Source organism: Pseudomonas bubulae (assembly GCF_900618535.1).
GTDB classification, from domain to species: domain Bacteria; phylum Pseudomonadota; class Gammaproteobacteria; order Pseudomonadales; family Pseudomonadaceae; genus Aquipseudomonas; species Aquipseudomonas bubulae.
On sequence record NZ_UYJA01000005.1, the window covers coordinates 490,874 to 513,866 of the forward strand.

General features: G+C 59.3%; 24 protein-coding genes and 1 other RNA gene. 14 read left to right on the forward strand and 11 right to left on the reverse strand.

From position 1 onward, the window contains the following. Positions 1-51: 51 nt before the first annotated feature. The 6 genes from PPTH39_RS19540 (at position 52) to PPTH39_RS19565 (ending at position 5,527) form a co-directional block, all read left to right on the forward strand. Positions 52-387: a hypothetical protein gene (locus PPTH39_RS19540; protein ID WP_095000729.1), complete on the forward strand. Its 336-nt coding sequence runs from the start codon at positions 52-54 to the stop codon at positions 385-387. A gap of 106 nt (positions 388-493) precedes the next feature. Then, positions 494-2,263: a type IV pilus assembly ATPase TfpB gene (gene tfpB, locus PPTH39_RS19545; RefSeq protein WP_130872328.1), complete on the forward strand. Its 1,770-nt coding sequence runs from the start codon at positions 494-496 to the stop codon at positions 2,261-2,263. 95 nt (positions 2,264-2,358) lie between these two features. Further along, complete coding sequence (locus PPTH39_RS19550) at positions 2,359-3,279, forward strand: SPFH domain-containing protein (protein ID WP_095000727.1); 921 nt, start codon at positions 2,359-2,361, stop codon at positions 3,277-3,279. Positions 3,280-3,282: 3 nt separating this feature from the next. Beyond that, on the forward strand, positions 3,283-3,732 hold the full coding sequence (locus PPTH39_RS19555; protein ID WP_095000726.1) for an NfeD family protein: 450 nt from the start codon (positions 3,283-3,285) through the stop codon (positions 3,730-3,732). Between the two features lie 66 nt (positions 3,733-3,798). Beyond that, positions 3,799-4,113: a DUF2388 domain-containing protein gene (locus PPTH39_RS19560; RefSeq protein WP_095000725.1), complete on the forward strand. Its 315-nt coding sequence runs from the start codon at positions 3,799-3,801 to the stop codon at positions 4,111-4,113. Between the two features lie 271 nt (positions 4,114-4,384). Beyond that, positions 4,385-5,527, forward strand: a complete 1,143-nt coding sequence (locus tag PPTH39_RS19565; protein WP_095000724.1) for a DegT/DnrJ/EryC1/StrS family aminotransferase — start codon at positions 4,385-4,387, stop codon at positions 5,525-5,527. A gap of 78 nt (positions 5,528-5,605) precedes the next feature. Here PPTH39_RS19565 and gcvH read toward each other — a convergent pair whose 3' ends face one another. The 8 genes from gcvH to PPTH39_RS19605 all read right to left on the reverse strand — a co-directional run bounded on the left by gcvH (position 5,606) and on the right by PPTH39_RS19605 (position 14,544). Continuing rightward, positions 5,606-5,989 carry a glycine cleavage system protein GcvH gene (gene gcvH, locus PPTH39_RS19570; RefSeq protein ID WP_095000723.1) on the reverse strand — a complete coding sequence of 128 codons (384 nt, stop codon included), beginning with the start codon at positions 5,987-5,989 and terminating at the stop codon, positions 5,606-5,608. 62 nt (positions 5,990-6,051) lie between these two features. Continuing rightward, positions 6,052-7,134 (reverse strand): glycine cleavage system aminomethyltransferase GcvT, encoded by a 1,083-nt coding sequence (gene gcvT / locus PPTH39_RS19575; RefSeq protein WP_095000722.1) that lies wholly within the window; start codon positions 7,132-7,134, stop codon positions 6,052-6,054. A 153-nt stretch (positions 7,135-7,287) separates the two neighbouring features. Beyond that, positions 7,288-8,904, reverse strand: coding sequence for an ABC transporter permease (locus PPTH39_RS19580; protein WP_095000721.1), 1,617 nt, complete (start codon positions 8,902-8,904; stop codon positions 7,288-7,290). Positions 8,905-9,050: 146 nt separating this feature from the next. Continuing rightward, a complete protein-coding gene (locus PPTH39_RS19585) occupies positions 9,051-10,052 on the reverse strand; it encodes an extracellular solute-binding protein (protein ID WP_095000720.1) in 1,002 nt (333 codons plus the stop codon). 94 nt (positions 10,053-10,146) lie between these two features. Beyond that, the gene (locus PPTH39_RS19590; RefSeq protein WP_179291770.1) at positions 10,147-11,364 is read right to left on the reverse strand and encodes a 2-octaprenyl-3-methyl-6-methoxy-1,4-benzoquinol hydroxylase; all 1,218 of its coding nucleotides are present in this window, start codon (positions 11,362-11,364) and stop codon (positions 10,147-10,149) included. Between the two features lie 86 nt (positions 11,365-11,450). Beyond that, positions 11,451-12,638, reverse strand: coding sequence for a 2-octaprenyl-6-methoxyphenyl hydroxylase (gene ubiH / locus PPTH39_RS19595; protein WP_130872329.1), 1,188 nt, complete (start codon positions 12,636-12,638; stop codon positions 11,451-11,453). Continuing rightward, positions 12,635-13,957, reverse strand: coding sequence for a Xaa-Pro aminopeptidase (pepP, locus tag PPTH39_RS19600; RefSeq protein ID WP_095000717.1), 1,323 nt, complete (start codon positions 13,955-13,957; stop codon positions 12,635-12,637). The genes ubiH and pepP overlap by 4 nt, the downstream gene beginning before the upstream one ends. Before the next feature lie 29 nt (positions 13,958-13,986). Further along, entirely contained in the window at positions 13,987-14,544 is a 558-nt protein-coding gene (locus PPTH39_RS19605; RefSeq protein ID WP_095017790.1) for a YecA/YgfB family protein, read from the reverse strand. A gap of 134 nt (positions 14,545-14,678) precedes the next feature. Here PPTH39_RS19605 and PPTH39_RS19610 point away from each other — a divergent pair, with 134 nt between their 5' ends. From PPTH39_RS19610 to PPTH39_RS19625, 4 genes are all read left to right on the forward strand, one after another. Continuing rightward, positions 14,679-14,888: a TIGR02449 family protein gene (locus tag PPTH39_RS19610; protein ID WP_095000715.1), complete on the forward strand. Its 210-nt coding sequence runs from the start codon at positions 14,679-14,681 to the stop codon at positions 14,886-14,888. Continuing rightward, positions 14,885-15,202 carry a cell division protein ZapA gene (locus PPTH39_RS19615; protein ID WP_095000714.1) on the forward strand — a complete coding sequence of 106 codons (318 nt, stop codon included), beginning with the start codon at positions 14,885-14,887 and terminating at the stop codon, positions 15,200-15,202. The genes PPTH39_RS19610 and PPTH39_RS19615 overlap by 4 nt, the downstream gene beginning before the upstream one ends. Before the next feature lie 31 nt (positions 15,203-15,233). Further along, positions 15,234-15,411, forward strand: a non-coding RNA gene (ssrS, locus tag PPTH39_RS19620) — 6S RNA. Between the two features lie 85 nt (positions 15,412-15,496). Further along, the gene (locus tag PPTH39_RS19625; protein ID WP_130872330.1) at positions 15,497-16,102 is read left to right on the forward strand and encodes a 5-formyltetrahydrofolate cyclo-ligase; all 606 of its coding nucleotides are present in this window, start codon (positions 15,497-15,499) and stop codon (positions 16,100-16,102) included. A gap of 43 nt (positions 16,103-16,145) precedes the next feature. Here the strand turns inward: PPTH39_RS19625 and PPTH39_RS23560 are convergent, their stop codons facing one another. Beyond that, positions 16,146-16,295 (reverse strand): hypothetical protein, encoded by a 150-nt coding sequence (locus tag PPTH39_RS23560; RefSeq protein WP_095000712.1) that lies wholly within the window; start codon positions 16,293-16,295, stop codon positions 16,146-16,148. 196 nt (positions 16,296-16,491) lie between these two features. On the opposite strand from PPTH39_RS23560, the gene PPTH39_RS19630 reads away from it, so the two are divergent. The 4 genes from PPTH39_RS19630 to PPTH39_RS19645 all read left to right on the forward strand — a co-directional run bounded on the left by PPTH39_RS19630 (position 16,492) and on the right by PPTH39_RS19645 (position 22,000). Further along, on the forward strand, positions 16,492-16,941 hold the full coding sequence (locus PPTH39_RS19630) for an EVE domain-containing protein (protein ID WP_095000711.1): 450 nt from the start codon (positions 16,492-16,494) through the stop codon (positions 16,939-16,941). Between the two features lie 246 nt (positions 16,942-17,187). Next, positions 17,188-18,153 (forward strand): HlyD family secretion protein, encoded by a 966-nt coding sequence (locus PPTH39_RS19635; protein WP_095000710.1) that lies wholly within the window; start codon positions 17,188-17,190, stop codon positions 18,151-18,153. Next, complete coding sequence (gene rbbA / locus PPTH39_RS19640) at positions 18,150-20,882, forward strand: ribosome-associated ATPase/putative transporter RbbA (RefSeq protein WP_095025177.1); 2,733 nt, start codon at positions 18,150-18,152, stop codon at positions 20,880-20,882. Before PPTH39_RS19635 ends, rbbA begins: the two co-directional genes overlap by 4 nt. After that, positions 20,882-22,000 carry an ABC transporter permease gene (locus PPTH39_RS19645; RefSeq protein WP_130872331.1) on the forward strand — a complete coding sequence of 373 codons (1,119 nt, stop codon included), beginning with the start codon at positions 20,882-20,884 and terminating at the stop codon, positions 21,998-22,000. The genes rbbA and PPTH39_RS19645 overlap by 1 nt, the downstream gene beginning before the upstream one ends. Positions 22,001-22,129: 129 nt before the next feature. Here the strand turns inward: PPTH39_RS19645 and PPTH39_RS19650 are convergent, their stop codons facing one another. Together PPTH39_RS19650 and PPTH39_RS19655 are read right to left on the reverse strand one after the other, a co-directional pair. Continuing rightward, a complete protein-coding gene (locus PPTH39_RS19650) occupies positions 22,130-22,534 on the reverse strand; it encodes a flagellar basal body-associated protein FliL (RefSeq protein ID WP_095000707.1) in 405 nt (134 codons plus the stop codon). Between the two features lie 62 nt (positions 22,535-22,596). Continuing rightward, positions 22,597-22,968: a hypothetical protein gene (locus PPTH39_RS19655; RefSeq protein ID WP_095017821.1), complete on the reverse strand. Its 372-nt coding sequence runs from the start codon at positions 22,966-22,968 to the stop codon at positions 22,597-22,599. Between the last annotated feature and the right edge of the window lie 25 nt (positions 22,969-22,993).

Here is a 22,993-nt window from a genome sequence, read left to right on the forward strand (position 1 = left end):
AATTCTCCCGCGACGTGTAAATATTTCTCCAGTCTGAACAGGAGCCATTGCATGCCGCATCTTGAAGTCATTACCCACGCCCCTCGCCCCGACGTATGGGCCAGCAATGCAGCCCCTTGCCAGGTGCTTTTCCGTATCCAGGCCGAAGCCGATGCCGACGTGCTGTGCCGGGTGCTCAATCTGTTTGCCCTGCAGCAACTGATCCCGCAGCAAGTGGATGTGGTACGTGACGGGGACACCTTGAGCATTGACATCCGCAGTCACGAACAGAGCTGGCACCGTGCCAGGATCATCGGCGAAAAACTGCGCAGCCTGATCAGCGTCTTCGACATGCAGCTGCAACCCGTGCAGGCCGCCAAGGACCCGGCAATGCAAGCTTGCGGGTAATAGTTCGCAACCATTGGTGGCAGGCGGGCCAACACGGCGCAACTAGGCTTTATCAGGTACATGGCCAGACAAGGACCTGTCTGCGCCGATGCCTCAAGGAGCCGTTATGCGCATCACCCCGTCCCATGACCGGTGGCTGAACCTCAACAATCTGTTATCCGCGCTGTTGGCGCAAAATCGTATCCAGCAAAGCTGCGCCACGCAGGCAATGGTACGCAGTCGCGAAGCGTCCAGTGCCACCCTCCACCCCCTGGTATTTCTTGCGCAGCAACAATTCTGCGATCCCGATCGGGGAGGCAGGATTCTCGATCTTGAAACCCTCACTGCCTGGCTCGCCAACCATGCAGGGCAACCCTACCTGCGCCTTGATCCGCTCAAGGTCGATGTCGCCACCGTGACCGGAGCAATGTCCTTTGCCTTCGCCCAGCGGCATGGAATCATCGCGGTGGCGGCCGATGCCTCAGCCATCACAGTTGCCAACACCCAGCCCTGGGTCAGCAGTTGGGAGGCCGATTTGCGCCAGTCGCTCAAGCGCCCTATCAGACGTGTCATTGCCAACCCCCTGGAAATCCAGCGCCTCAACATAGAGTTTTTCCAGCTGGCCAAATCGGTCACTGGGGCTGTACTCAACGATCAGAAGACCAGCCCGCCGGCCAATTTCGAACAACTGCTGACCTTGGGCGCAGGCGAGCGGGAACCGGATGCCAACGATGCGCACATCGTCAATATCGTCGACTGGCTGTTTCAGTACGCCTTTGAACAACGCGCCAGCGATGTCCACCTGGAGCCCCGCCGTGAGCAGGGTTGCGTGCGCTTTCGGATCGACGGCGTGCTGCATGATGTTTACCACTTCCCGCCACAGGTAACGATGGCCGTTGTCAGTCGCCTCAAGAGCCTGGGCCGGATGAATGTTGCCGAAAAACGCAAACCCCAGGACGGCCGGATAAAAACCCGCCTGCCCCAGGGTGCTGAAGTGGAACTGAGGCTCGCCACCCTGCCCACCGCCTTTGGCGAAAAAATGGTGATGCGTATTTTTGACCCGCAGGTCCTGCTCAAAGATTTCGACCAGTTGGGCCTCTCCCCGAACGACTTGCAACGCTGGCAGCACATGACCACCCGGCCCAACGGCATTATTTTGATCACCGGCCCCACCGGCTCGGGTAAAACCAGCACCCTGTATGCAACGCTCAAGCAACTGGCCACCCCCAAAATCAACCTGTGCACCCTCGAAGACCCCATCGAAATGATCGAGCCGGCGTTCAATCAAATGCAGGTTCAGACCAACATTGACCTGACCTTCGCCAACGGTGTGCGGGCGCTGCTGCGCCAGGACCCGGATATCATCATGCTCGGTGAGATACGTGATCTGGAAACCGCCGAAGTGGCTATTCAGGCTGCACTCACCGGGCATCTGGTGCTCTCGACCCTGCATACCAACGACGCTCCCGGCGCCATCAGCCGCCTGCAAGAACTCGGGGTTGCCCCCTATCTGATAAAGGCCACATTGCTGGGTGTCATGGCCCAGCGACTGGTCAGAACCTTGTGCCCGGAGTGCAAGACCGAACATCCGCCGGCTCCCGACGAATGGCAGGATTTTGCCCCGGCCTGGGCCGGGGCAGCACCGGACACAATCTGCCGGGCCGTTGGTTGTGCGCAGTGCCGCGAAACCGGTTACACCGGGAGGGTCGGTGTTTACGAAGTCATGGTCATAAGCGAAAAACTCAGGGGGCTGATTGGCCGCGAAACCGACCTCAACGCCATTCGTCGCCAGGCGGGCGCACAAGGAATGCTCAGCCTCAGGCTTGCTGCGGCCCTAAAAGTTGCAGACGGGGTGACCTCACTGCAAGAAGCACTGCGAGTCACCCCGCATGCTTGAGTTGTTTTGACTAAAATCCAGGGAGTTGGACAATTTTCTAGATCGCTACGCTTCACGCTCGTTTGTTTCTTACACCTCAAAAACAAGGAATGGTTATGCAAGTGGGTACTGTGATCCTGTTATTTGTCGCCCTGGCCATTGCCGTGCTCTTTATGGGCTTCAAGGTGGTGCCGCAAGGTTATCAATGGACGGTGGAACGCTTCGGGCGATACACCAATACCCTCAAGCCGGGCCTGAACATCATCATCCCGGTGATGGATCGTATCGGACGCAAGATCAACGTCATGGAAAGCGTGCTGGATATCCCCCCACAAGAAGTGATTACCGCCGATAACGCCACGGTACAAATCGATGCCGTGTGTTTCTTCCAGGTGGTCAACACGGCGCAAGCCGCCTATGAGGTCAACAACCTCGAGCATGCCATTCGCAACCTGCTGCAAACCAACATCCGCACCGTGCTGGGTTCCATGGAGCTGGATGCCATGCTCAGTCAGCGTGACGGCATCAATGAAAAACTGTTGCGCACAGTCGATGAAGCAACGGCACCGTGGGGCATCAAAATCACCCGTATCGAGATCAAGGACATCAGCCCGCCGGCCGACCTGATGGCCGCCATGTCCGGGCAAATGAAAGCCGAACGTATCAAGCGTGCGCAAATTCTTGAAGCTGAAGGGCTAAGGGCCGCAGCAATCCTCACCGCCGAAGGCAAAAAACAGGCACAGATCCTCGAAGCCGAAGGGGGCCGCCAGGCAGCGTTCCTCGAAGCCGAAGCCCGCGAACGCCAGGCCGAAGCCGAAGCCCGCGCCACACAAGTGGTGTCGGAAGCCATTGCCTCAGGCAACGTGCAGGCGATCAACTATTTTGTAGCACAAAAATATATCGATGCGCTGGGCAAACTGGCCTCTGCCAACAACAGCAAGGTCATCCTCATGCCGCTGGAAGCCAGCCAGGTGATCGGCGCCGTGGGAGGCATCAGCGAAATCGTCAAAGCCACCTTTGATACCAGGAAGGCCTGATACATGTGGGAGTTTCTGCAAGACCTGAACTTCTGGGACTGGCTGGCTCTTGGCACGGTACTGCTGATTCTGGAGGTATTCGGCGCCGGTGGTTATCTGCTGTGGGTGGGCCTTGCTGCCCTGATTGTGGGCGGCTTGACGTTCCTGGCCCCGGAGCTGCCCTGGACACTGCAATTGCCGCTGTTTGGCGTGCTGGCGATCCTCACGGCGGTATTCTGGTGGCGGCGCCAACGTGGCACTGGGGAGAGTGGCGAACAGCCGAACCTGAACCGCCGCGGTCATGAGCTGATCGGCCGTACTTTTATCGTGCAACAGGCGATTGTCGAAGGGCGGGGCAAAATCAAGGTAGGGGACAGCGTATGGATGGCAGTAGGGCCTGACGCTCCGGTGGGAACATCGGTACGCGTAACCGAACAAAACGGAGCCGTGTTGAGCGTAGAAATTGTGCCGTAAGGTTACGGAACTCCTGCGCACTATTGGCAATCAAATACTATAGCTAATCTATCCGGAGTCACCGTCATGCGTCTCAAATATGCTGTTGCCGCTATCGCCTTGCTGTCCCTGCCTGTTGGTTCGGCCATGGCCGACAGCTTCTGGCGTAATGTGCTGTCTTCCGGCGCAACCACCGGGTCCACTTACCTGACCTTCAAAAAAGACCGCAAAGTCATCGCAGCTCAAGATGACGCCGGCAGTTTTGTCGCCAGTAACGGATCAATTCGTGGCCCGTACCTGGAGTCGGCCATGCAACAAGTGCGCGCCGATAACCCGAACCTGAAAGTCAGCGATATGGACCTGGCTAACGCGATTCTGGTTAAAAACGCCACGGCTGAGTAAACACCTCCATCTGTGGATTCTCTGTTGCAGGTCAAGCCTTATTGTGGGAGCGAACCTGCTCGCGAACGACCTTCGCGAGCAGGCTCGCTCCCACAGTTGCAGTTTTCCTGTAGCAGCTGCCGAAAGCAGCTGCTACGCAATACGGCCCTTGCTCATTCAGCCGCCATACAGAATTTTCACCAGCTGTGAGTGATCCTGCGGGTATGATCTTGAGCGCTATGCTGTTGCTCTTTGGTTACTCAAATTCACTCACATCGGACGTCATGCCTCTATGAGCTCGCTGCCTTTCCTGCCGTTTTCCAAACCCACCATTGATGAAGCCACCATTGCTGCCGTGGGCGACGTGTTGCGCTCGGGCTGGATCACCAGCGGGCCCAAGGTGCAGGCATTCGAAGCACAATTGTCCGAGTATTTTGGCGGGCGCCCGGTGCGCACTTTCAACTCCGGCACTTGCACCATGGAAATCGCTCTGCGCATTGCCGGAATCGGAGCCGGCGATGAAGTCATCACCACGCCTATTTCATGGGTCGCTACTGCCAATGTGATTATCGAAGTCGGTGCCACGCCGGTGTTTGCCGATATCGACCCGGTAACCCGCAATATCGATCTTAACAAGCTCGAAGCAGCCATTACCCCGCGCACCAAGGCCATCATTCCGGTGTACCTGTCGGGCCTGCCAGTGGACATGGACGCGCTCTACGCAATTGCCAAAAAGCATAACCTGCGCGTGGTTGAAGATGCGGCCCAGGCCCTGGGCTCCAGCTGGCAAGGTGAGCGCATTGGCGCACGCGGCGATTTCGTTTCTTTCAGTTTTCAGGCCAACAAGAACATCACCTCATCCGAAGGTGGTTGCCTGGTACTGAACAATGAAGAAGAAGCGCGGCTGGCCGAAAAATACCGCCTGCAAGGCGTTACCCGTACCGGTTTCGACGGCCTGGATGTCGACGTGCTGGGTGGCAAGTTCAATATGACCGACATTGCGGCTGCGATTGGTCTGGGCCAGTTCGCCCATATCGAAACCATCACCGCCCATCGTCGGGCGCTGGCCAAGCATTACTTTGAGTGCTTCGGGTCGGATTTTGAAGCGGAATACGGCGCGCAACTGCCGGTGGCGGATTTCAACAACACCAACTGGCATCTGTTCCAGCTCGTGCTGCCTGAGCGCAAGGATGGTCAACCGGCGCGGGCGACCTTTATGAAAGAAATGCAGGCATTGGGCGTGGGCATCGGTTACCACTACCCGCCAATTCACTTGCTCAGCCTGTACCGCGCGCAGGGCTTTAAAGAAGGGATGTTCCCGGTGGCCGAACGTGTCGGGCGCCTGATCGTATCATTGCCGATGTTTACGGCGATGACCAAGGCCGATGTAGAGCGTTCGGTGGCAGCGGTGAAAGCAGTTCTGCATAACGCCTGACCTCCCTGTGGGAGCGAGCCTGCTCGCAAAGCTTGTTCGCGAGCAGGCTCGCTCCCACAGTTGAGAATCTTTTGCTCGTTACTCGCCGATGGCAGCCTTGTAGCCGGCAGCGTCCAGCAGTTTTTCCAGCTCGGCGGTGTTGCTTGGCTTGAGCTTGAAAATCCAGCTGGTGTACGGCTCGCTGTTCAGCGACTCAGGGCTGTCAGCCAGCGCTTCATTGACGGCAATCACTTCGCCCGACACCGGCGAGTAGATGTCGGAAGCGGCTTTTACCGACTCCACAACACCCGCGGTATCGCCAGCAGCGAACACTTTGCCAACTTCAGCCAGCTCAACAAACACCACATCCCCCAAGGCTTCCTGAGCGTGATCGCTGATGCCTACGGTTACCGTGCCATCTGCTTCCAGACGGGCCCACTCGTGACTTTCAGCAAAGCGCAACTCGGCAGGGATCAGGCTCATATTCAGTGTCCTCAAGTATAAATGTCAGCGGCATGCACTCTGTGCACGCCCGCCAGTAAACGTTAGATCAAGGCTTTGCCAAGACGAACAAAAGTCGGTTTGACTACGCGAACCGGGTACCACTTGCCACGAATCTCAACCTCGGCACGGTCAGCCGTTGCCATCGGAACTCGCGCCAGAGCGATCGATTTGCTTAGCGTGGGAGAGAAACTACCACTGGTGATCTCTCCTTCGCCAACATTGGCGATGCGAACCACCTGATGGGCGCGCAAAACACCCCGCTCTTCAAGCACCAAACCCACCAGTTTGAGCTGCACGCCACCGGCCTTTTCGGCCTCCAGCGCTTCGCGCCCCACGAACTTGCGTGAAGCAGGCTCCCAGGCAATGGTCCAGGCCATATTGGCGCAAAGGGGGGACACCGACAGGTGGATATCCTGCCCGTAGAGGTTCATGCCGGCTTCCAGGCGCAAGGTGTCGCGGGCGCCAAGGCCGATCGGTGAAATACCGGCGCCGACCAGATCGTTGAAAAAAGCCGGGGCCTGATCGGCCGGAAGCACGATTTCAAGGCCGTCTTCGCCGGTGTAGCCGGTGCGGGCAATAAACCAGTCGCCACAGCTCTGCCCTTCAAAGGGCTTGAGCTGCTGGATCAGTTGGGCACGGGCCTGGCTCACCAGTTCGGCGACCTTATGTCGCGCCTGTGGCCCCTGAATGGCCAGCAGGGCCAACTCTGGACGCTCCTGCAGTTGCACGTCATAGCCCTTAAGCTGAGCCTGCATCCAGGCCAGATCCTGATCGCGAGTGGCGGCGTTGACGATAAGCCGATAACCGCCAGGCATCAGGTAGACGATCATGTCGTCGACCACGCCGCCCTGCTCGTTGAGCATGGCGCTGTACAAGGCGCGACCGGGGGTGTTCAGTCGTTCGACATCGTTGGCCAGCAAATACTGCAACCATTGCTTGGCCTGAAGCCCGGTGATGTCGATCACGGTCATATGCGAGACATCAAAAACCCCACAGTCGCGGCGCACCTCATGGTGCTCCTCAACCTGCGAGCCGTAATGCAAAGGCATATCCCAACCGCCAAAATCGACCATCTTCGCGCCTAGGGCGAGATGCAGGTCATACAGAGGCGTACGCTGTCCCATGGGTTTCTCCTTCCGGGCTTGGCGAAGGTGCGGACAGGCTGCGGAGCATTTCAAGCCAAACAAGCGGCTTTTTTACATCACGCAGAAACCTGGCCTGACAGACAGACCGCACCGAATGCCGCGCATTGTAGCCGCATGCAGGAGGACTGACACCTAACCGATGCGATGGGCCGAGCGTCGAATCAAACCGATGACCGGTAACAAACCGACCAGTACCAGGGTCAAGGCCGGCAGCGAAGCCCGCGCCCACTCACCCTCGCTGGTCATCTCGAAGATGCGTACGGCCAGCGTATCCCAGCCAAACGGGCGCATCAGCAAGGTCGCCGGCATCTCCTTGAGCACATCAACAAACACCAGCAGCGCAGCGCTCAAGGTGCCCGGCAGCAGTAATGGCAGATACACCTTGAAAAACAGTCGCGGGCCACTGACGCCCAAACTGCGGGCGGCTTCGGGCAAAGAGGGACGAATCCGCGCCAGGCTGTTTTCCAGCGGCCCATAGGCCACGGCAATAAATCGCACCAGATACGCCAGCAACAGGGCCGACAGGCTGCCCAGCAGCAACGGTTTGCCCGCACCGCCCAGCCACCCCGAAACAGGGATCACCAGTTCGCGGTCCAGATAACTGAACGCCAGCATGATCGACACCGCCAGCACCGAACCCGGCAAGGCATAGCCCAGGTTCGCCAGGCTGACCCCGGCACGGATAGCGGGGGTTGGCGCCTGGCGTCGGGCAAAGGCCAGCACCAGCGCCACGCTGACGGTAATCAGCGCCGCCATTGCCCCCAGATACAGGGTATGCACGATCAAACCGACATAACGCTCGTCCAGATCAAAGCGCCCGCGCTGCCAGAACCACACCACCAGTTGCAACATCGGGATCACGAATGCACAGGCAAACACCAGCAGACACCAGCCACTGGCCAGCCATGCCTTGGGCCCGCTCAGGTGGTAAAGGGCAGTGACCCGTGGTCGCTCGTTGCTGGCACGGCTGGCCCCCCTGGCGCGGCGCTCGCCGTAGAGCACCAGCATGACCACCAGCAACAGCAAACTGGCCAGTTGTGCTGCCGTCGACAGACTGAAAAAACCGTACCAGGTCTTGTAAATAGCCGTGGTGAAGGTGTCGAAGTTGAACACCGACACAGCACCGAAATCAGCCAGGGTTTCCATCAAGGCCAGCGCTACGCCGGCACCAATTGCCGGGCGCGCCATCGGCAATGCCACGCGCCAGAATGCCTGCCACGGGCTTTGCCCCAGCACCCGTGCCGCTTCCATCAGGCCTTTGCCCTGGGCCAGAAACGCCGTGCGCGCCAGCAGGTAGACATAGGGGTAGAACACCAGAATCAGCACGGTGATCACCCCCCCGGTTGAGCGCACCCGAGGCAGCCGCAAGCCCATGCCGAACCACTCGCGCAGCAGGGTCTGTATGGGCCCGGCGAAGTCCAGCAAGCCCACAAACACAAACGCCAGCACATAGGCGGGAATCGCAAACGGCAGCATCAACGCCCAGTCCAGCCAGCGCCTGCCAGGGAACTCACAGAGGCTGGTCAACCAGGCCAGGCTTACGCCCAACAGCGTGACGCCGATGCCCACACCGACGATCAGTGTAAGGGTGTTGCCCAGCAGGCGCGGCATCTGCGTGTCCCACAAGTGGCTCCAGATCTGGGCATCAATGCTTTGCCAGGACAGCAGCAACACGCTCAGCGGCAGCAGCACCAGGGCAGCAATGACAAAAACCAGCGGGTACCAGCGACGTTGGGCAGGATGGGCCACGAAAAACTCTCGGAGGTGGATGGGACGACGTGAAAACAAATGTGGGAGCGGGCTTGCTCGCGATGCAAACACCGCAGTTTCCAATGAAACCCCGGCGATGCTATCGCGAGCAAGCCCGCTCCCACAGGTATTACTTCAGATTTTGATCAGTTCCAGCCAGCACGGTCCATCATGCGGATCGCTTCAGCCTGGCGCTTGCCTGCCACTTCAACCGGCAGTGCATCGGCCTTGAAGCTACCCCAGCTCGCCACTTCCGCCGAAGGTGGAACGCTTGGGTTGGCCGGAAATTCCTGGTTTACGCCAGCGAAAATCGATTGGGCTTCAGGGGTGGTCATCCACTCCACCAATGCCTTGGCCGCTTCAGGATGCGGCGCGTACTTGGTCAGGCCAATACCCGACAAGTTGACGTGAACGCCACGATCCGCCTGGTTGGGCCAGAACAGCTTCACCGCCAGATCGGGCTTCTGCTTGTGCAGGCGACCGTAGTAGTAAGTGTTGACGATGCCCACGTCACATTGCCCGGCGTTGATGGCTTCAAGCACGGCGATGTCATCCGAGAACACGTCTGTGGACAGGTTGTTGACCCAGCCCTTGAGGATTTCTTCGGTTTTCTCGGCGCCATTCACTTCGATCATGGTGGCGGTCAGCGACTGGTTGTAAACCTTCTTGGCAGTGCGCAGACACAAGCGACCTTCCCAGTTCTTGTCGGCCAAAGCCTCATAGGTCGACAGTTCTTCTGGTTTAACCCGGTCCGTCGAATAGGCGATAGTCCGTGCGCGCAGGCTCAGACCAGTCCACTCGTGAGAAGAAGAGCGATATTGCGGCGGGATATTTTTGTCGATCACCTCGGAGGTGAACGGTTGCAGGATGCCCATTTGCTCAGCTTGCCAAAGGTTACCGGCATCCACGGTTAGCAACAGATCGGCGGTGGCGTTTTGCCCCTCGGCCTTGATGCGCTGCATCAGCGGCGCTTCCTTGTCGGTGATGAACTTGACCTTGACCCCGGTTTTCGCGGTGTAGGCATCAAATACCGGTTTGATCAGTTCGTCGATACGCGAGGAGTAAACCACCACCTCATCGGCAGCAGAAACACCGCTCGCAAAAACGGTCAGGGCCAGGGCAGTCAGTAGACGCTTGCGTGCCAACATGAGGGGCGGTCTCTCTTAATGCGAATCGGGCGTAAATGGTAGTGAATCACATTTGCCATCTCAACCTAACTCGCCCCGGAGGAGTTACCAGATGTTACGGCCTGGCCAACGGCGGCAGGTCGCCACTCAGGCCCAGTGCCTGACGCACAAACAAGGCCTTGGCCTCGGGCATTTTATCCACCCATTTCAAACCGGTGTTGCGCAACAGGCGGGCGGTCAGGGAGTCGGCCTGGAACAAGCGTTCAAAGCCCTCCATCGCCGCCATCAGCGCCAGGTTGTGGGGCATGCGCCGCCGCTCGAAACGGCTCAGCACACGCACATCCGCCAAACGTTCCCCACGGTCCACCGCGTGCATCAGCACATCGGCCAGCACTGCTGCATCTAGGAAGCCCAGGTTCACGCCCTGCCCGGCCAGCGGGTGGATGGTGTGCGCCGCATCACCGATCAACGCCAGGCCTTCGGCGACATAGCGTTTGGCATGGCGCTGGCGCAGTGGCACGCATACCCGTGGATCGGCACTCAGCACACTGCCAAGACGACCTTCAAAAGCCAGCTCCAGCTCACGACTGAACGCTGCGTCATCCAGCGTCATCAGGTATTGGGCTTGTTCGGGGGTGGTCGACCATACGATCGAGCACCAGTCCTGCTGACCGTCACGCTCGAGCGGCAAGAATGCCAGCGGCCCTTGGTCGGTAAAACGCTGCCAGGCGGTCTGCTGGTGCGGTTCTGCACACCGTACGCTGGTGACGATAGCGTGGTGCTGGTAATCCCACTCACGGGTTTCACAGCCGGTGAGGCGACGTACGGCCGAGTTGGCGCCATCAGCGGCAATCACCAGCGGCGCCCGCAAGGTGCGGCCATCGGCCAGGGTCAGCAGCCAGTCGTCGCCGGAACGGCGCATCTGCTCCAGGCGTGAATTGGCCAGCATTTCAATACAACTGCCCTGCAGGCACTCCAGCAGTGCGTCCTGCACCACACGGTTCTCGACGATATGGCCCAGCACGTCCGCATGCACGCTGGCTGCCGAAAAGTGGATCTGCCCGGTGCCACTGCCATCCCACACGTGCATATGCGAGTACGGGCTGGCACGGCGGTGGATGATGCCGTCCCAGGCGCCCAGACGCTGCAAAATGCGCTGGCTGGCCGCCGACAGGGCACTGACCCGAGGCTCGAACGGCGCTTCGCTGGCAAACGGCTTGACGCTCAGCGGGCCACCGTCGAGCAGCAGGATTTTCAGCCCGCTGTCCTTGAGCGCCAGCGCCAGTGCGCTTCCGACCATTCCGGCCCCAACAATCAGCAGATCTGCGCGCATTTCCATGCTTTAAGCCTGTCTCGCTAGCGGCGTACGCCGCACCTGAAAAAATGGATCGACACGGGGCAAGCTCGCCCCGGTAGTCATCAACTGTCTGCGCGGGTGCCCAGGCCCATTGCCTGACGGGCAAACCAGCGCTTGGCCGGTGGCAACAGGTCAAGGCCTAGAAGGCCCAGGTTGCGACCAAAGGACACCAGTGGCTGCTCACTGCCAAACACCCGCGTCACCTTGTCGGAGAAGCCGATGGTCAGTTGCTGGTCGAGTTGCTGCGCCTGTTGATAACTCAGCAGGGTGGCGAAATCCCCGGGTTGCTTGTCACTGCCCAACAAGGCATCGGCCAGCGCCCGGGCATCGCGCAGGGACAGGTTGAAACCCTGTCCGGCAATCGGGTGCAGGCTGTGGGCCGCATTGCCCAGCACCGCCAGATGAGGACGTACCTGCTCCTGCGCTTCAATCAGCGTCAAAGGATACAGGTGCCGCGCGCCCACTTGTTTGAGGGTGCCCAGACGATAGCCAAATACGCCCTGCAACTCGCTGAGAAAGCTGCGCTCATCCAGGGCTGCCAGACGCTGCGCGTCCATCCCCAAACGCGTCCACACCAGCGCGCAGCGGTTGTCAGGCAATGGCAGCAGAGCCATCGGGCCTTCTTCGGTAAAACGTTCGAACGCCATGCCAGCATGGGGCTGGCTCGGCGTGATATTGGCTATCAGCGCGCTCTGGTTGTAGGGCTGCTGACGCACATGGATGCCCAGTTTCTCGCGCAACCCCGAACGCCCACCATCAGCCAGGACGGCGAGATCGCAGTCCAGCGTGGTTTCGTCGTTGAGGGTCAGGCGATAGCCATCATCCAGCGGTTGCATGTGGATAACTTCAGCCGGGCAACGCCAGCTGATCACGTCCGGGTCCAGGCTTTTCCACAGGCACTGGCCCAGCCAGGCGTTTTCGACCACATACCCCAGCGCCGGAACGCCTTCTTCACTGGCCGACAAGCGAGCCGTCGAGAAGCGCCCGCGGTCGGATACATGAATATCCTTGATCGGCTCACCGCGTTCAGAAATAGCCTGCCACAGGCCCAAGTGTTCATAGATCAGCCGGGCACCATAGCTGAGCGCCGAAGAGCGGGCATCGTAGCTTGGCTGATAGGCGTTGCCGGGGGCGAACGGCTCGATCAATACGATTTTCCAGCCACGGGCCCTGGCCCCGGCCTGCAACGCCAGCGCCAGGCTCGCCCCCACCAGACCGCCACCGATGATGGCCAGATTGACGCGGCTCATGCCGCGCCTGCCATCAACGCTTCGATCTCGGCGACAGTTTTTGGCACGTCGCCCGTCAGGATTTCACAGCCATGTTTGGTGACCACTACGTCGTCCTCGATTCGCACGCCGATGCCGCGCCATTTTTTCGCGACATCGAGGTTGCCGGGGCTGATATAGATACCCGGCTCGACGGTCAGGGTCATGCCCGCCTCCAGCACGCGCCACTCACCCTCGACCTTGTATTCACCCACGTCATGCACATCGAGCCCAAGCCAGTGGCCAGCACGGTGCATGTAAAACGGCTTGTAGGCCTCGCTGGCGATCAGTTCGTCAACGTCACCCTGCAATAGCCCCAACTCCACCAGCCCGGCGGTAATTACCCGGACTGTGGCTTCATGGGCCTGATTCCAGTGTTTATCAGGGGCAATTTCGGTAAATGCCGCCTCTTGTGCAGCCAGAACCAGCTCGTAGATCGCTTTCTGTTCCGCTGAAAAACGGCCGTTGACCGGGAACGTACGGCTTATATCGCTGGCGTAGCAGTCGATCTCGCAGCCAGCATCAATCAACACCAGATCGCCGCTTTTGAGCAGTGCATCATTCTCCTGGTAATGCAGGATGCAGCTGTTATCGCCAGAGGCGACGATCGAGCCATAGGCTGGCATTTTTGCCCCGCTTTTACGAAATTCGTAATCCAGCTCTGCCTCCAGGCTGTACTCATGCAAACCGGCGCGGCTGGCCTGCATTGCACGCACATGGGCGCGAGCCGAAATTTGCGCCGCATGGCGCATGACCTTGAGCTCTGCCGCCGATTTATACAGGCGCATGTCATGCAGCAGATGATCCAGAGCAACGAATTCGTTGGGCGGCTGGGCACCGAGGCTGGCCTTGGAGCGGATCGCGTTGATCCACTCCATCAGATTGCGATCGAATTCGGGATTGCCGCCCATCGCCGAATACACCCGGCTGCGGCCTTCGATCAGGCCCGGCAGGATGTCGTCGATATCGGTAATCGGGAACGCGTCGTCAGCACCGAAGTCGCGAATTGCGCCTTCCTGCCCGGCCCGCAGGCCGTCCCACAATTCACGCTCGGCGTTGCGCTCGCGACAAAACAGCACGTACTCGCCATGTGCCCGGCCCGGAATCAGGACGATCACGGCCGCAGGCTCGGGAAAGCCGCTCAGGTACTGGAAATTGCTGTCCTGGCGGTAAACATGTTCGACATCGCGATTGCGAATGGCCACCGCCGCAGCGGGCAGGATCGCAATGCTGTTGGGCTCCATCTGCGCCATGAGTGCCTTGCGGCGACGTGCGTATTCCGATTTCGGGATATGGATCATGGGCAGACGGTTTCCCTCTTGTCGATCAATCAGTGCAGCGAAGGCTTGGCTGGCGCGGCGTCAGCAGTTTTTTTGGTTTCGGTGAACAGCAACAGCGGCGCGACGCGCAGGTATTCCATCACTTCCATATAGTCGCTTTCGCCGTCTTCAGACTCTTCCAGGGCATCTTGCACCTGAGCGATGGCGGCCAGGTCGCGCAGCACTTCGTTGGCTTCATCGCTCAGCGAATAGGCGCGGCGGGTCAGACCGAAACCGGACAGGAAACCCTGGCACCACTGGCCCAGGGCAGCAGCGCGCTCGGTCAATGGTGCGTCGTCGGTCGGCAGCAACAGCACGACGGTCATGTCGTCACTGGTCAGCTCGCCCTTGACCATCTCTTGCAATCCGATCAAGGCATTGCGTACGTTGTCTTGTGGCTCACCAGCCAACAGTTCGGCAGCTTCGACCAGCCAGGCGTCGGCATCGAAACCGGCACCGGCACAGCTGCGACCCAGCAGGTGGCCATGCAGTTCGGCAGGCGAGACGGAGTGGCCGTTGGCGGTCAGCAGGGTTACAAAGGCTTGATACGGGGAATTCTGAATAGGCATGGTCAGCTAGGCGCCAAGCGGCGCTATGTCTAGAATGGAGGGCTTGTATCCTAGCATCGGCAGCCGTGCCAGACCATCGAGGCGTCAACTCGTTTGACAGTCACCGCCCATCAGAAAATACACAGTAGGACACAATGGAAGACACCGACCTGCATGCACTGATGGCTAGACTCGAGTTGCTGATTAGCCGAGTCGAGCAACTTAACCGTCAAAACGCACTCTTAACTGCTCAGGAAAAGACTTGGCGCGAGGAACGCGCGCACCTCATTGAAAAAAACGAAATCGCCAGAAACAAGGTGGAATCGATGATTTCGCGCCTCAAAGCCCTGGAGCAAGACTCATGAGTTCAAGCAGTAGCGTCACCGTGCACATCCTCGATAAAGAGTATTCGATCATGTGCCCCCAGGAAGAACGCAGCAACCTGGTGAGCGCCGCCCGCTACCTGGACGGCAAAATGCGCGAAATTCGCAGCAGCGGCAAAGTCATTGGCGCCGACCGTATCGCCGTAATGGCTGCACTGAATATTACCCATGATCTGCTGCACAAGCAGGAAGTCGCCGAAGTTCAGACCAGCAGCACTACCCGAGAACAGGTACGCGACCTGCTCGATCGCGTTGATCTGGTGCTGGCCACTGATCCGAACGAACGCCAAAGCTGATTCAAATCGTTACTTTGGGGTATACTCGCGCCACTCCCTGGAGTATTCGCCAGTTAGCGATGTCCCTGAGCCGATTCGCACTACCCTGGAGCTTGCACGTTGGGCCGGTGTGCATGTCCGCTAGACGGAAAGCCTTAAGGTCTACTGCAACTTCCACCTTGAACTTTCGGGTTCAAGGGCCAAGCCGACAGCGGTACGTCGGGGAGCCTGATTTCCTAGCGCAATGCCAGCCAACTGCTGGCATTGGCTTGCACGAGCCACCACCCGGTGTCTCGATCCTGAACAGCACGCCATATGAACGAACCTGCGCCGCCTTCCCGCCCGCAACTTCGCCGAATCCTGCGCAAAGCCCGCCGCGACCTGTCGTCCTGCGAGCAACGCCAGGCAGCCCGTGGCCTGTACCGGCAACTGGCGCAACACCCGCTGTTTCGCCGCGCCAAACACATTTCGCTGTACCTGCCCACTGACGGTGAAATCGATCCGCGCCTGCTGCTGCGCGAAGCTCAGCGTCGGGGCAAAATCACCTACCTGCCGGTTCTCAGTGCCTGGCCGAAAACTAAAATGGTCTTTCAGCGGGTCGCCCCCGGCGAAAAGCTGATCCCCAACCGTTTCCGCATTCTTGAACCCCGTATCAACCGCGCACGCCAACGCAAGGTCTGGGCGCTGGACCTGGTGCTGCTACCACTGGTGGGGTTTGATGCGACGGGGGGACGGCTGGGCATGGGCGGCGGTTTTTATGACCGCAGCCTGGCCTATCAGGCAAGACGCCAAAGCTGGCGCAAGCCGACACTGTTGGGGCTGGCCCACGAATGTCAGAAAGTGGCGTGCCTGGACCAAGCCAGTTGGGATGTCCCTTTGCAGGGCACGGTCTCGGACAGACAGTGGTACGTCGCCCACTGACAATCAAGGCATCACTGACAAAGCGATGCCCAGGAATCAGTTTTTAGCGTTTGAAGGGTTGTACTTGCTGTTGCGCCAGCTCAATCGGCGCGTCTGTCGAATTTGACCAGAGACTTTGCGCGTAGCCTGTTGTAACCACACCCAAACCGAACAAAATAACCAGCATCCACAGTAAATCCGGTTTGCGTTTCATCGATTGCCCTCCTTCAGGCAAATCAACACGATGACAGCAACGGTTTTTGTTATAGGCCGTGCAGCAGCGTCAAGCTTAAAAGGCGGGCATTTTGCGGCAACACGCACACGCAAGCAAACGCTGACGTCAACCGACTGTCGGTTTAGCAAAATGTTGCCGGACAAAATAATCACAGCATGTTTCTGGAGTATAGAAGATGGCTTATTGGCTGATGAAATCCGAGCCTGACGAATTTTCGATCAAGGATTTGCAAAAGCTCGGCGAAGCTCGCTGGGACGGTGTGCGCAACTATCAGGCGCGCAATTTCATGCGAGCCATGGCGGTGGGTGACCTGTTCTTTTTCTACCACTCCAGTTGCCCCGAGCCAGGGATTGCCGGAGTAGGCCGAATCGTCCAGGCCGCTTATCCGGACCCGACGGCCCTGGACCCTGAAAGTCATTACTTCGACCCCAAGGCCAGCGTCGAGAAAAACCCGTGGAGCGCACTGCAGGTCGCCCATGAGCAGACCTTTCCCCGGGTGATCAAACTCGACTACCTCAAACAGCAAAGCGCCCTGGCCGAAATGCCGCTGGTGCAAAAAGGCAGCCGCCTCTCGGTGATGCCCGTAACGGGTGAGCAATGGGCTGTGGTGATGGGGTTGCTGTAAAGCGAATCGCTGTGGGAGAGGGCTTGGTGTGGGAGCGGGCTTGCTCTCGATTCAGACGGTGTGGTTTATCAGGTGATCCGCAGCGATCCCGTCGCGAGCAAGCCCGCTCCTACAACACTCTCGCTCTGCACCTGACAAGCAGCATCCGATTTTAGCGTCTACGCTCTGGACTTCCTTTGACTGGCATCAAGTCGCAATCGGCTTGAAACCGTCAAACTAGAGCGCTCTGTGACACAGGATGTTGGCATGTCTAGCAATCACCGTATTTCCCATTATTTCGTTATCCCTTTGGCTGTCTTGCTGATCGCAGCAGGCGGGTTCGGTTATTGGAAATCCCAGCACGACCGCCTCCCCGAAGGCATCAGCATGGGCAACGGCCGCCTCGAAGCCACAGAAGTGCAAATCGCAGCAAAAATCCCCGGGCGTCTGGCTGAAGTGCTGGTTGACGAAGGCGACCGGGTAACCCAGGGCCAACTGCTGGCCCGCATGGACACCCGCACCCTGGAAGCCAGTCGTGCGCAAGCTGAAGCCGAAGTGCTGCGCGCCCGCCAGACCCTGGCCGCCAACGAAGCCAACGTGCAACTGCGCCAGAGCGAAAAACTGCTGGCCAGCCAGGAACTCAAGCGCTTTCGCCAACTGTCCCAGCGCGGTTTTGCCAGCGGTCAGCAACTGGATCAGCAACAAGCCCGATTCGACACCAGCAACGCAGCAGTAGTCGCCGCCCAGGCCCAGGTAGCGGCTGCCAAGGCCGCGATTGGCTCATCCCAGGCTCAGGTCGCACAGCTGACCAGCGAAATTGACGACAGCAGCCTGCGCGCACCGATCAACGGCGTGATCCAGCTGCGCCTGGCCGAACCTGGCGAAGTCCTCGGCTCGGGCGGCCGGGTATTTATGATGATCGACCCCGGCGACCAGTACATGAACCTGTACATGCCCGCTTCGGTGGTCGGCAAATTGACTGTGGGTTCTGAGGCACGCATCGTGCTCGACGCCCTGCCAGACCGGGCGCTGCCGGCCAAAATCACTTTTGTCGCAGCCAAATCCCAGTTCACCCCCAAAGAAGTTGAAACCCGCGACGAGCGACAAAAACTGGTATTCCGGGTAAAGCTGCGCCTCACCGACCCGGGTGCCGTGCCCCAGGCCAAACCGGGCATGCCGGGTGCCGGTTATGTGCGAACCGCCGATGTACCATGGCCGGCTAATCTGCAATGAATGATCTGGCGCTAAACGCCAGTGGCATCAGCCACAGGTACGGCAGCCAGCAGGCGCTGCTGGACATCACGTTCAGCCTGCCCAAAGGCACGCGCTGCGGGTTGATCGGCCCTGATGGTGCGGGCAAGTCGAGCCTGCTGGGGCTGATTGCCGGGGTCAAGAAGCTCCAGGAGGGCACCCTTGAGGTGCTCGGCGGCCCGATTGATAACCGCCGGCATCGCAACACCCTGTACCCGCTGATCGCGTTTATGCCCCAGGGCCTGGGTGGCAACCTTTACCCGGAACTGTCGATCAGCGAAAACATCCGCTTTTTCGGCACCCTGTTTGGCCTGTCGAAAGACGACTGCGAGCAACGCATGGCCGAACTGCTCAAGGCCACCGACCTTGAGCGTTTTGCCGAGCGCCCGGCGGGCAAGCTCTCGGGCGGCATGAAACAAAAACTTGGGCTGTGCTGCGCATTGATTCACGAGCCCGACCTGCTGATCCTCGACGAGCCCACCACAGGTGTCGACCCGCTGTCACGCCGACGCTTCTGGGAGCTGGTGGAAGATGTGCGCCGCCAGCGCCCGCAACTGACGCTGCTGGTGGCGACGGCCTACATGGAAGAGGCCGAGCAGTTCGAACACTGCCTGATGCTTGATCGCGGCAAGTTGATTGCCACCGGTCTGAGCCAGGAACTGGCGGCAGTCACCACAACCGGCAAGCTCGACGAGGCCTTCACCCACTATCAGGGTGACAGCGGCCACAGCAGCGAGCCACTGGTGATTCCGCCGCGCACCAGCGACAACAGTGATATCGCCATTGAAGCCCACGACCTGACCCTGAAATTCGGCGATTTCACCGCAGTGAACAACGTCAGCTTTGCCATTGGCCGGGGCGAAATTTTTGGCTTTTTGGGCTCTAACGGTTGCGGCAAAACCACTACCATGAAGGTCCTCACCGGGTTGATGCCGGCCACCGAAGGCAGCGCCAAATTGCTGGGCAACCCGGTGAACGCCAAGGATCTGGCCACCCGCAAGCGCGTGGGTTTCATGTCGCAAAGCTTCTCGCTGTACGGCGAGTTGAGCGTGCGCCAAAACCTGGTGCTGCACGCACAACTGTTTGACTTGCCCAAGGCCGAAAGCGAGCCGCGTATCGAAGAATTGATCGAGCGTTTCGATCTCGGCGACGTGGCCACACAACAGTCCGGCGAGTTGCCCCTGGGTTTGCGCCAGCGCCTGTCTCTGGCGGTGGCTGTGCTGCATCGCCCGGAAGTGTTGATCCTCGATGAGCCCACTTCCGGCGTGGACCCGGCCGCCCGCGATGATTTCTGGCGCTTGCTGATCGAGTTGTCCCGCGAGCAAGGGGTGACCATCTTCCTGTCCACACACTTTATGAACGAAGCCCAGCGCTGCGACCGTATCTCGTTGATGCACGCCGGCAAGGTGCTGGCCTGCGACACGCCCGATGCGCTACAACACCAGTTCCACGGCGATACGCTGGAAGCGGCGTTTGTCACCTGCCTGGAACAGGCCCAGAACGACCAGGACGCCAGCGCGGCCTCTTCTCCCGAGCCTGTCGCCACGCCTGCGGTCAATTCGCCGCCACCGGTCAGCAAAAGGGGTTTCAGCCTGACCCGGCTGATTGCCGTGGCCAGTCGCGAATCCAAAGAGTTGCTGCGCGACAAGGTGCGCATGGCCTTTGCCTTGCTGGGCGCGCTGTTCATGATGGTGATTTTTGGCTACGGCATTTCGCTGGACGTGGAAAACCTCGCCTTCGCCGTCTACGACCAGGATCAGAGCCCGCAAAGCCGCGCCTATCTCGAGGCATTCCGTGGCTCGCGGTATTTCGAAGAACACACGCCGATCCGCAGTGCAGATGAGTTGCACAAACGCCTGCAACGCTCGGAAATAAAAATTGCCCTGGAAATCCCCCCGGGGTTTGGCCGGGATTTGTATGCCGGGCGCCAGCCTACGGTTGCCGCATGGCTTGATGGCGGCATGCCATTTCGCGCCGAAACCAGCCGCAGTTATGTGCAGGCCGTGCATCAGGCCAACCTGGAACAATTGGCCACATTGAGTAGCCAGGCACAAAACCGGCAAGCCTCAGTCAAACTGGAAACCCGTTTCCGCTACAACCAGGATGTGATCAGCGTCAATGCCATCGGCCCCGGCGTGATGGCGCTAATCCTGGCGTTTATCCCGGCCATGCTGACCGCGCTGGGCATTGTGCGAGAAAAAGAGCTGGGCTCCATCACCAACTTCTACGCCACACCCCTGACACGCCTTGAATTCCTGCTGGGCAAACAGGCGCCTTATCTGGCGGTGAGCCTGGTCAACCTGGCGTTGCTGGTGGCCATGAACCGCTGGCTGTTTGGCGTACCGTTCAAGGGCAGCGGCTTGACCCTGGCGCTGGGCGGGCTGCTGTATGTACTGTCGACCACCAGCATGGGCCTGCTGATTTCCGCCTTCACCCGCACCCAGATCGCCGCGATCCTGGGCACCATGATCATCACCAGCCTGCCGACCATTCAGTTTTCCGGGTTGCTGGTGCCGCGCTCCTCACTCGAAGGAGCCTCGGCGGTAATGGGCATGCTGTTCCCGGCCGGGCATTTCCTTGATATCGCAGTAGGCACCTTCACCAAAGCGCTCGACCTGCGCCAACTGTGGCCGCAATGCCTGGCATTGTTCGGCTTTTTTGTGGCGTTTACCGGGTTGAGCCTGATCATGCTCAAGAAGCAGGAGGTTTGATGCACAAGTTCTCGCACATCCTGCGCCTTGGCCTTAAAGAACTGACCAGCCTGCGCCATGACAGCGTGCTGCTGATGTTCTTGCTCTATGCCTTTACCGTGGCGATTTATATGCCAGCATCGAGCTCGATCATCGGCGTGCACAACGCCAGCGTTGCCATCATTGATGAAGACCATAGCCCTCTGTCACGCAAGCTCAGTGAGTCGCTGCTGCCCCCGGAGTTCAAAACCCCACAAGCCTTGCCTTATGACCAGCTCGATCAGGCCATGGATAACGGCCAATACACCTTTGTGATCAATGTACCGGCCAACTTCCAGGCCGACTTGCTGGCAGGCCGCCAACCCGGCCTGCAGGTCAACGTCGATGCCACCGCCATGAGTCAGGCCTTTATGGGCGCAGGGTATATCGGGCAGATTTTCCAGCGTGAGCTGCTCAACTATGCCGGCCAGGGTGACGCAGCGGCGAAAGCCCCGGCCTTGATCTCCAGCCGGGCATTGTTCAACGCCAATCTGGAAGGCGGATGGTTTTTGGCGGTGATACAGATCGTTAACAACATTACCATCCTGGCCATTGTGCTGACGGGCACCGCGTTGCTGCGCGAGCGCGAACACGGCACCCTCGACCATTTGCTGGTACTGCCGCTGACGGCGCTGGAAATCATGCTGGCAAAAATCTGGAGCAACATGCTGGTGGTGGTGCTGTGCACCTGGGTGTCGCTGGAAGTCATCGTGAAATGGGCGCTGGGCGTGCCACTGTCGGGGTCGCTGACCCTGTTTTTGCTGGTTACCGCGCTGTACCTGTTTGCCAGTACCGCACTGGGGATATTCCTTGCGACCCTGGCCCGCTCAACACCGCAGTTCGGTTTGCTGGCCATCCCGGTGATCATCCCGATGCTCTTGCTCTCGGGCGGCAGTACGCCGCTGGACAGCATGCCTGTGTGGTTGCAATGGGTGATGCAGTGCTCGCCGTCGACCCACTTTGTAAGCCTGAGCGCGGCGATACTGTTTCGCGGTGCGGGTGTGAACGTAGTGTGGCCAGACTTGCTGGCCCTGGCCGGCATCGGCCTGATGTTCTTCGCCATTGCCCTGGCGCGGTTTCGCAAGAGTCTGGCGTCGTAACCACGGGCACGGGTTATGTGGGAGCGGGCTTGCTCGCGACAGCTTCACCTCGACGCACCTGAAGCACCGAGGCGCTTGCATCGCGAGCAGGCCTGCTCCCACACAAAGGCCAAGCCCGTAGCTGCGCCTTTACTGAACGATCAAATTGTTGAACAACAGATCGTCCACCATCGGCTTGCCGGTTTCATCGCTCATCACCTGCCGGATCTGCTTCAAGGCTTCCTGGCGCAGCTTCTCCTTGGCCTCGACACTGCCCAGGGTTTCGCTGGTCTGCTGGGTAAACAACCCCACCAGTTGATTACGAATCAACGGGTCATTGGCTTTGACCGCCCTGGCTGCATCGGCACCCGTCACGCGCAAGGAAATATCAGCCTTGTACACCTTGAGCCTGGAACTGCCATCCAGACCGTAGTTACCCACAAATGGCGGGCTAAGACTGATGTAGCTGACCTTGTCGCCACCTTCCTGCGCCTCTTCCCCGACCGCCGCCATCGGCAAAGCCAGGGCCAGCATCAACATGATCCACGCTTTCACAATTCGCTCCTTCATTCGGTGTGGAGGCAAGCATACGGGGCTGCTTGAGGGCCTATCTAGCGTTATCGGCCAGCGGGTGACTTACTTGTGCCTGTGGTTGCCATCAGCAGTTTCTGAACGCTCGCGGGCAACATGTCCACAAATGGACGACTGCCTATGCGCCGGCAGGTCTTGACCACCTTTTCCACATCCCTCGATAGCTCGTACATGGCAGTCGATAGCTGGTCGCGTGAATACAGCCCGTCCTCAAACCCTTCAATCAACCGGTTGCGGGTTTGCCTGAACAGCGTCAACTCAGCCAGAGGCAGGTCGACCCCGCGACGAATATAGCCCCTGATTTCCCGGTTTAACTTCAGGCAGGTGAAACTGTTGATATCTGGCGCAGGTTCGCCAGCCCACGCAGTAAACGCCACAAACCCCAGCACAAGCTTCATAGCCTTCCCCCGGCGGCGCACCCCC